7 protein-coding genes are annotated in these 8,171 nt (G+C 68.5%); 2 read left to right on the top strand and 5 right to left on the bottom strand.

The features are described from left to right. Window positions 1-823 (bottom strand): FKBP-type peptidyl-prolyl cis-trans isomerase (locus GZ67_RS0102195; protein WP_029273746.1); only part of this gene is annotated, 823 nt, incomplete at its 3' end. Window positions 824-946: 123 nt separating this feature from the next. Here GZ67_RS0102195 and GZ67_RS0102190 point away from each other — a divergent pair. After that, entirely contained in the window at window positions 947-1,747 is an 801-nt protein-coding gene (locus GZ67_RS0102190; RefSeq protein WP_029261851.1) for a lysophospholipid acyltransferase family protein, read from the top strand. Between the two features lie 18 nt (window positions 1,748-1,765). On the opposite strand, the gene GZ67_RS0102185 is transcribed toward GZ67_RS0102190, so the two are convergent. Next, a complete protein-coding gene (locus GZ67_RS0102185; protein WP_029261852.1) occupies window positions 1,766-2,260 on the bottom strand; it encodes an OsmC family protein in 495 nt (164 codons plus the stop codon). A 67-nt stretch (window positions 2,261-2,327) separates the two neighbouring features. Here GZ67_RS0102185 and GZ67_RS0102180 point away from each other — a divergent pair, with 67 nt between their 5' ends. Continuing rightward, window positions 2,328-3,323 carry an asparaginase gene (locus tag GZ67_RS0102180; RefSeq protein ID WP_029261854.1) on the top strand — a complete coding sequence of 332 codons (996 nt, stop codon included), beginning with the start codon at window positions 2,328-2,330 and terminating at the stop codon, window positions 3,321-3,323. 55 nt (window positions 3,324-3,378) lie between these two features. On the opposite strand, the gene GZ67_RS0102175 is transcribed toward GZ67_RS0102180, so the two are convergent. From GZ67_RS0102175 to GZ67_RS0102165, 3 genes are all read right to left on the bottom strand, one after another. Next, on the bottom strand, window positions 3,379-6,117 hold the full coding sequence (locus GZ67_RS0102175) for an FtsK/SpoIIIE domain-containing protein (RefSeq protein WP_051662275.1): 2,739 nt from the start codon (window positions 6,115-6,117) through the stop codon (window positions 3,379-3,381). A 57-nt stretch (window positions 6,118-6,174) separates the two neighbouring features. Further along, window positions 6,175-6,972: a PP2C family protein-serine/threonine phosphatase gene (locus GZ67_RS0102170; RefSeq protein WP_029261856.1), complete on the bottom strand. Its 798-nt coding sequence runs from the start codon at window positions 6,970-6,972 to the stop codon at window positions 6,175-6,177. An 81-nt stretch (window positions 6,973-7,053) separates the two neighbouring features. Continuing rightward, window positions 7,054-8,037 (bottom strand): aldo/keto reductase, encoded by a 984-nt coding sequence (locus GZ67_RS0102165; protein ID WP_029261857.1) that lies wholly within the window; start codon window positions 8,035-8,037, stop codon window positions 7,054-7,056. Window positions 8,038-8,171: the final 134 nt, after the last annotated feature.

Genomic DNA, 8,171 nt, shown 5'->3' with positions numbered 1-8,171 from the left:
GTCCCTCGAGCGCCTTCTGGAAGCCCGCGACCACACCCGTGGTCTGGAACTGCGTCGGGGCGGCGTCGCGGCTCCAGCTGGAATCGAACTCCTTGCCGTCCGACCACTTGACGCCGAGGTACTGAACAACCACGAGGTCACCGGAGCCCACTGTGGCCCCATCACCTTGCTTGAGGACGGCGACGTTCGTCTCGGTCGGTGCGTCCCCGTCCGGGATCTTGACGGAGGGCTTGCCGTTGTCATCGAGCTTGACGGTCGGCATGCCCGGGGTCGGGTCGACGTCCTTGCCGGTCGCCACCTCGGGGAGCTGCTCGACAGCCTCGGCGTACACGACTTTGGCGGTACCACCCTCTCCGAAGACCTTTCCGGGAAGCGCGAGAACCACCTGAGTACCAAGCGGCTGGCACTCGAGGGCTGCGATGAACAGTGACGCACTGTTCTGGTCGAGCAGGACGGAGGCTTCTCCTCCCTCGCTGCGAGCGGAAGAGTCGACGACCTCGCCCGTCGCCGCATCGACGATCTGGAACTTCACACCCACGAGGTCGTTCGCGACGACCTCGTCACCATCTCCCTCGGAGATGATGGTGCGCTCGACGTCAGCGAAAGGCGCGTCCGCGGGCACGGTGACCTTCGCGTCGAGGCCCTTTCCCTCGACGACGACCGCGTCAGACGTCTCGCCCGGCTGCGCGTCCAGCAAGCACTCACTCGACGCGGTCGGGCTCGGCGTACCGGAGCTCGACGGCGCGGAACTGCCGGAGCAGCCTGCGAGCAGCAGAGTCGCCGCGGCGACGGTGGACAGAACGATGAGCGGACGCTTGCGCACAGTGAGACCTCGGGATCGCGGGTGGGAACCTCCATCCTGCCGTATAGCCCTTTGCCCCCGCTGGGAGGCACGGCGCGACTCTTCATTCCCACGCCGGCATGGATCCGGGAGTAACCTGCTCTGATGACCTCTGAGCAGTCCGTCGAGCCCGAATCCTCGTCAGAAGAGGAATCCTCGTCGTCAGATGAGACTGCCAAGCCCCGTCACGCCGGGTTCGCCTACACACTCGGACGCAGTCTCATCACTCCGCTGGCGCGGCTCGTGTACCGGCCGAAGATCGAGGGCCGCGAGAACGTTCCTCTGACAGGGCCCGTCATCTTCGCCAGCAACCACCTGTCATTCATCGACTCGATCGCGATCCCGGTCGCCGCACCCCGGCCCGTGCACTTCCTCGCGAAGTCGACCTACTTCGAAGGCACCGGCTTCCAGGGCTGGATGAGCAAGACCTTCTTCGAGTCGATCGGTGCCATCCCCGTGCGCCGCGGTGCCGGCCAAGCGGCTCTGGATGCTCTCGACCTGCAGCGTCAGCTCCTCGACGAGGGACTCGCCGTCGCGCTCTACCCGGAGGGCACGCGCTCCACCGATGGCCGCCTCTACAAGGGGCGTACCGGGGTCGCGTTCCTCGCGCTCCAGACGGGCGCCCCCGTAGTGCCGGTCGGGCTGATCGGGACGGACAAGGTGATGCCGGTCGGGGCGAAGATGCCTACGCTCTCCGAGCGCATCACGGTGCGATTCGGGGCGCCACTCGATCTGTCACCGCACGGACCTGCGACCAGCGGGCGTGCGCGGCGCCTGGCGACGGATGAGATCATGGCTGCGATCCACGCTCTGTCCGGTCAGGAGCTCGCCGGAGCGTACAACGAGGCTCCTGCGCAGGGCACGATCGAGAAGATCAAGCAGGCCCTGCCGCACGAGCGCCGTTGACGCCCGTGCCGCGCTGAGTCACTCGACGGCGCGGACGGTCGCCTCGTGACGCACCGGGAAGTTCATCGAGTTCGCGATGAAGCACCATTCGTTCGCCTGCGCGTGAGCGCGCTCGGCCGCCTCGATCATCGACGCGTCCGCCACGACGACCTCGGGCCGCAGCATCACCTCGACGAACGCCCCACCGCCCTTGCCGTCTTCGCGCATCATCCCGCTCGCGTCGTCGCGGTACGAGACGACGACCACGCCGGCCGTCACGCACGCGTGCAAGTACGAGAGCAGGTGACACTCGGAGAGTGAGGCGAGCAGGAGGTCTTCCGGATTCCACCGCGAGGGATCGCCGCGGAACGGCTTGTCCGCCGATGCGAGCAGCTCCGGCTTGCCGTCGACTTCGATGGTGACTTCGCGGCGGTAGTCCCGGTAGCCGGACGTCCCGGTGCCGGTGTTTCCGGTCCAGACCGAGGTGAGCGCGTAGTGATGTTCGCCGAGGGCGCGGGGGGTCGACTCTGCCATGTCCTCAGTCTGCCAGGGGCCACCGACCCGAGGTGAGCGATGGCGTGCCCGGCGCTAGAGTTGACGGGTGCTGGAGACTCTCACCGTTCAGGATTCCGTGGAACTCGCCGTCGTCGAACGGAGTGGATTCGTCGAATCGCGTCACGCCGGCGCAGCGATCGTGCTCTCTTCCGATGGTGACATCGTCGCCCGCCACGGCAACCCCGACGCGTTGGTCCTGCCCCGCTCGAGCCTCAAGCCCCTGCAGGCGGTGGCCTGCATCACGGCAGGTGCGGTGCTCGAGGGCGAACAGCTCGCGATCTCCACGGCGAGCCATGTCGGCACCGACCGGCACGCCTCCGTCGTTCGCGACATCCTCACCGAAGGCGGGCTGACCGAGGACGACCTGGCGTGCCCGGCGTCCTGGCCGAGTGATTCGGCGACGCGCGATGACCTCGTCCGCGAGCACGGTGAGCCGACGCGTGTGCGGATGAACTGCTCCGGAAAGCATGCGGCGATGCTGCGTGCGTGCGTGGCGACCGGTTGGCCGACCACCGGCTATCTCGACCCAGCGCATCCGCTGCAGGTGCACATTCGCGATGTCGTCGAGCGCCTCACAGGCGAGAAGGTCGCCCACACGGCGATCGACGGGTGCGGAGCCCCTGTCCACGCGATGACCCTCACCGCCCTCGCGCGAGGCATCCACCGCATCGGCACCGCCTCCGACCGCTCGCCCTTCGCCCTTCATCGCGTCGCCGGTTCGCTGGTGCGGGCGGTGCGGGAGAGCCCCTGGACGATCGAGGGGCCCGGCCGTCCCGACACGATCGCGATCGAGAAGCTCGGAGTCTTCACCAAACACGGAGCCGAGGGCGTCATGGTGATGGTCGCCCCGAACGGTACGACCGTCGCAATGAAGATGCTGGACGGCGCGACGCGCGCGTCGACGATCGTGGCAGCGACGCTCCTCGAGCGCGCAGGGGGCCTGAGCAGCGCCGAGGTCGCCATGCTGGCGGAGGCACTCCCCCTCACGGTTTCGGGCGGAGGCTCGATCGTCGGCGCGATCCGTCCAGGCGCCGGTATCTGACGCACCCGTCTTTTCCGTGCTGAGCCCAGCCGAGTCCAGCCGAGACTCTCACTGCTCATCGCGGCGACAGTGCAGGAAGGACGACGCGACGCGGCGCTCCGGCACCACGGACGGACCAGGCTCGGCCGGCATGGGTGCGCGCATACGGCGGGAGTTCCCGCACGCCCGCGAGCTGTCGGAGATCGGACTGCTGCTCGGCACGGATCAGCACTTCCCCCTCCCCTCGGATGCGCTGCCATAACGGCCAGTTGCGCTGCCACACCTCCGCGTCCCCCACGACGAGGCAGGGACGGTCGCGCTGCGTCGGCTCCGCGCCGGCATCGATCACCTCGGACTCCGGATGCGCCTGACGCAGCATCGCCGAGATCGAGGCAGCTCCGGCGGTCACGACGGCGGTGATCGCGCACGACGGCGCCCAGGCCGGAGGTGTGACGAGGGCAGGGGGAACCCCCGCGCCTTCCGGGGCCCATGCCAGCTGCACCTCGCGGTCGCCGATGTGGGCACGCCCCGGGGAACGGTCGCGGATGAAGGACGAGGCCTCTCCCCCGGCCGCGAGATGCTCCACTCGGCTCGGCATCCGAAGCAGCGCTCGTCGCGGCAGAACATCGATCAGTCGTCCCAGCGGGCCCGCCGCCCTTGTCGCCGCCAGCACGAAGGTCGTCTCCCCGCGGCCGCGGAGAAGCTGCTCCCACCGTTGCGTGTATTGCTGACCGTACTCGGGGGGAAGAGTCGAGAGCACCCCGTCGATGTCGTCGCCGAGGACGAGCGACGGCATCCGTTCACTCCCCACGGCCCACGCCGTGAGGAGGTCCCACGCCGCCTCTGGGTCGTTCGGCACCCACGCAGCATCAGGCCACTGCGCAGCCAGGGCCCGCAAGGCGGTGGAGCGGCCCGACCCCGGCGCCCCCAGCAGCACGATTCCTCGATCCTGCCCACAGCGCAAAAGCTCGAGTGGCTGAGCTTGGCGGGCGGGTTCGTCGGCTCGCCCGAGCACGATGGCATCCGGACCCAGCGCGGCAGAACCGACGAGGTCCGCGAGCGGGATCCGTGTGGGAAGCGCGGCGAGCCACGGGCTGCGGGGCGGATCGGCCGCCGCCCACCGCAGCCCCACCGCTCGCAGATCCGCGGGACTCGTGAGCGCGATGCGGATCGCCGACGGCTCGGGGTCGGCCGGACGGCGCACGAGAGCGAGGCCCCGCGACTCCACTCCGCCGGGGAGTTCCGCCGCGGCGTCCGTTCCGATCATGAGCCTGCTGTCCGCGGCATCCCCGACCCGCAGACTGACTCGGAGCGGACAGTTGGCCGCCAGCGCATCCCTCACGACTCCGGCAGCGCGTTGTGTGCCGAGAATGAGGTGCATGCCCAGCGCCCGCCCCCGTGCGGCGACGTCGGTGAAGACAGCCCCCAGGTCGGGATGCTCCGCCAGCAGCGCCGCGAATTCATCGACGACGATGACCAACCGCGGCATACCGACCTCTCGAACGTCCCGGGCGCCTGCTTCAGCGAGAACGCCTTCCCGACGGCGAAGCTCGGCGGTGAGACTGGAGACGCCTCGCCGGGCACCGCCCTCATCGAGATCCGTGATGACCGCTGCGACCTGCCGCAACCCGCGCAACGGCTCGAATGCGGTCCCCCCTTTGAAGTCCGCGAGCACGAATGTCACTCGGTCCGGCCCGTAGACCGCGGAGATGGCGGTGACCCAGCTGACCAGAAGCTCGCTCTTGCCGGTGCCCGTCGTTCCCGTCACGATGGCGTGAGGACCGTCTTCGACGATGTCGACGACCAGCTGTCCGTGCTCGTTCCGACCGATGGCGGCGGCCAGACCGTCGCCTGGGCGTGGCTGCTCCAGCTCGTGCAGAACGACGGAGTCGGGAAGCACATCGATCTCGCCGGCCGCCGACACATGCTCGCGAGCGATGATCCCCGCTTGTGCGAGTGAGACGCACTCGACGGAGACGACGGCGGTGCCCTGAGGGGTGCGCAGCCGGGCACGTCCTGGTTCGATGATGTCGATCACCGTCGTGATCCCCGCCGGAACCTCGGCGTCGGCCGGCGCCAACCAGACCACGGCATCGGCATCCATCCGGATCGCGTCGCCCGACCCGATCCCGACCCGGAAGCCACCCCTGCGCGCGCGCCGCGCATGCGGCAGCGCGTCCAGCCCGCACTCGCGGAGTTCAGCGCCCACGAGCGACAGCTGCGCCGCGCTGAAGCGAAGACTCAGTTGCAGCAGGAGCGCGCGCGCCGCGGCGACGATCACCGGCCGCGCGCCGCGCAGACACACTCCTCCGCCCAGCGGCACGACGATCGGGGCGTCGTCGAGCACTCCGCAACGGTCGCGGAACTCACGACCACGACCGTCTTCGCCCCCGCTGCACCGGATTCCGCTCGGCGCACTCCCGGCCCCCACCACGAGGGCGGTTGCACTATCCGGCGACTCCGCTCCACGGAGAGGAGGCTGCAGGAGACTCGCCGCGGTATCGGGGTGGCGGAGCCACCGGGTCTCACGCTCCTCCCGGTGGCGGAGTACGAGTTCGGCCTCGGCCGCCGCCCAGTCCTGCTCGGACTGCGCAGCGCCGCGCCGACGTTCACGTCGCCGGTTGCGCGCCGCGTCCGCGAACGATGCCACGATCATCAACGGTCCCAGCGCGGCGAAGCACAGCGCGAACACGGATCCGGTGATCAGCCAGAGCACGACCCCTGCGGCTATCGGAACGATCGCCGCCATGAAAGGGAGTGGAGCACGGCGCAACGGCACCGGGGCCGACGGGAGCACGATCGGGAGGGGTTCCATGCGTCCAGTGGATCGCATGCCCTTCCGGAGAACGGCGCTGTCCACAGCGCCCCGCGGCTACTCCGTCGTGTCTTCGATTGGGGAGGACAAGTCGTCCTCGTCTTCAACCTGCACGATGATGAGTGTCACGTTGTCACGCCCGCCATTCTCCAACGCCGCGGCGAGCATGGCGTCCACACTGTGGCCCGGGTCGCGGTGCTCCCTGAGGAAGTGCTGGATCCCGTAATCGGTGAGCTCCTTGGTGAGCCCGTCGGAGCAGATGACGAATCGATCGCCGGCGCGCACGTCGATCGTCACGTAGTCCGGCGCCGTGAGCTCGCTCGCACCCACCGCCCTCGTGATCACGTTGCTGTACGGGTGCCCTTCGGCCTCCTCGGGACTGAGCTTGCCCGCCGTGATCAGCTCCTGCACGACCGAATGATCTGTCGTGACCTGGACGAGGCGGTCATCGCGAAGAAGGTAGACACGGGAATCCCCGATGTTCAGGGCCACCCACTGGGCTTGATCGCCCGTGATCGCGAAGAAGACGCCGGTGAGAGTGGTACCGGTGCCCTCGTCGGTCGTCTCGGGGTGGTCGGCGATGTCGCCCACCGCCTGTTCGAGCGCTTTCTCAATCGCAGGACCGTTGACATCGCCCGCGGAGACGACGGCTTGAAGCCGCTCTACCGTGCTGCGGCTCGCGATCTCTCCACCCGCGTGGCCGCCCATGCCGTCCGCGACGACGAACAGGGGGAACTCCGCAAGGAACGCATCCTGATTCGTCTCTCGACGACGACCGAGATCGGTGACCCCTGCCCAGGACAGCAGCAATGCGCGCTGCGCAACCGTGACGCGATGCGTCTTCGTCTCAGCCACGTGCTGCCTCCGATGGATCTGCGACGGGTCGGGCGTCCGCAGGATACTCACACATCGTAGTAGAACTCCCCCGCACCGCGATCACACCCGGGCGCCCGGGTCGGCCGGCAGAGGGAACAGCTCGTCGATGATCTTCTCGTCTTCGACGCTCGGACGCCACGAATCACCCGCTGCCGCGTTCGCTTCTACCTGCTCGGGTGTCGTCGCACCGGCTATGACGCTGGAAACCGCCGGCCGCGAGAGAAGCCAACCGAAGGAAGCCTCCAACATCGTTATGCCGTGCTCGTCGCAGAAGTCGCGGAAGGTGTCGATGGCATCCCAGGGCGCGTTCTCCCAGACATGGCGACGCGTGGACATGATGCGGCTCGAGGCCGGTCCCCCGTCGCGCGTGAACTTGCCCGAGAGGAGTCCGTTGTGCAGCGGAAAGTACGGGAAGAAGCCCAGGGCGTATCTCTCCACGGCCGGCAGCACCTCGCGTTCGGCCGCGCGCGCGAGCAGGGAGTAGTGGTTCTGTGCGGAGATGAATCTGCCCGAAGATCGCGCGCGGGACGTGAACTCCGCTTCGGCGATCTGCCATCCGGTGAAATTCGAGTGCCCGTAGTAGCGGATCTTGCCTTCACGCACGAGCTCGTCGAGGGCGTCCGTCGTCTCGGCGATCGGCGTCTCCGGGTCCGGCAGATGCAGCTGGTACAGGTCGATCCAGTCGGTTCGAAGCCGCCGCAGCGACTCCTCCACCGCCCGCCGGACGTAGCGGCGAGAACCACGGGCCGCGGGGAACTCGTAGCCCATGTCCCGTTCCTGGCCGAACTTCGTGGCCAGCACCACACGGTCTCGACGCCCCTCGAGGGCTTCACCCATCAGCGCCTCACTCGCGCCGGCCACGGCACCGTACATGTCAGCGGTGTCGAAGAACGTGATGCCGTTGGCGAGTGCCGCGTCGATCACCTCTCTCGTGCCGGAGAGCGTCTCGGTCACCGTCCCCGCTCGACCGAAGTTGTTACAGCCGAGGCCGGTGGATGACACGAGAAGACCGGAAGCGCCCACTCGGCGCTGAGACAAGACCATGCCCTCCACGTTAGCGGGCGTGTCGGAACGGTGACCAGCCAGGACAGCACAGAGCCCCCGACCGAAGTCGAGGGCTCTGTCACAGATGATCACGCCGGAGGCTGAGTGGGATCGCTCGGCGGTGCCGGCGGAGC

Source organism: Microbacterium sp. Cr-K20, from assembly GCF_000708325.1.
In the GTDB taxonomy this organism is placed as follows: Bacteria; Actinomycetota; Actinomycetes; order Actinomycetales; family Microbacteriaceae; genus Microbacterium.
This window is presented reverse-complemented; position numbering and strand designations above follow the sequence as displayed.

Bases quoted from the DNA above. Each gene is read 5' to 3' on its own strand.
- GZ67_RS0102190 (WP_029261851.1), top strand. From the start codon at position 947: ATGACCTCTGAGCAGTCCGTCGAGCCCGAATCCTCGTCAGAAGAGGAA.
- GZ67_RS0102185 (WP_029261852.1), bottom strand. From the start codon at position 2,260: ATGGCAGAGTCGACCCCCCGCGCCCTCGGCGAACATCACTACGCGCTC.
- GZ67_RS0102175 (WP_051662275.1), bottom strand. From the start codon at position 6,117: ATGGAACCCCTCCCGATCGTGCTCCCGTCGGCCCCGGTGCCGTTGCGC.
- GZ67_RS0102165 (WP_029261857.1), bottom strand. From the start codon at position 8,037: ATGGTCTTGTCTCAGCGCCGAGTGGGCGCTTCCGGTCTTCTCGTGTCA.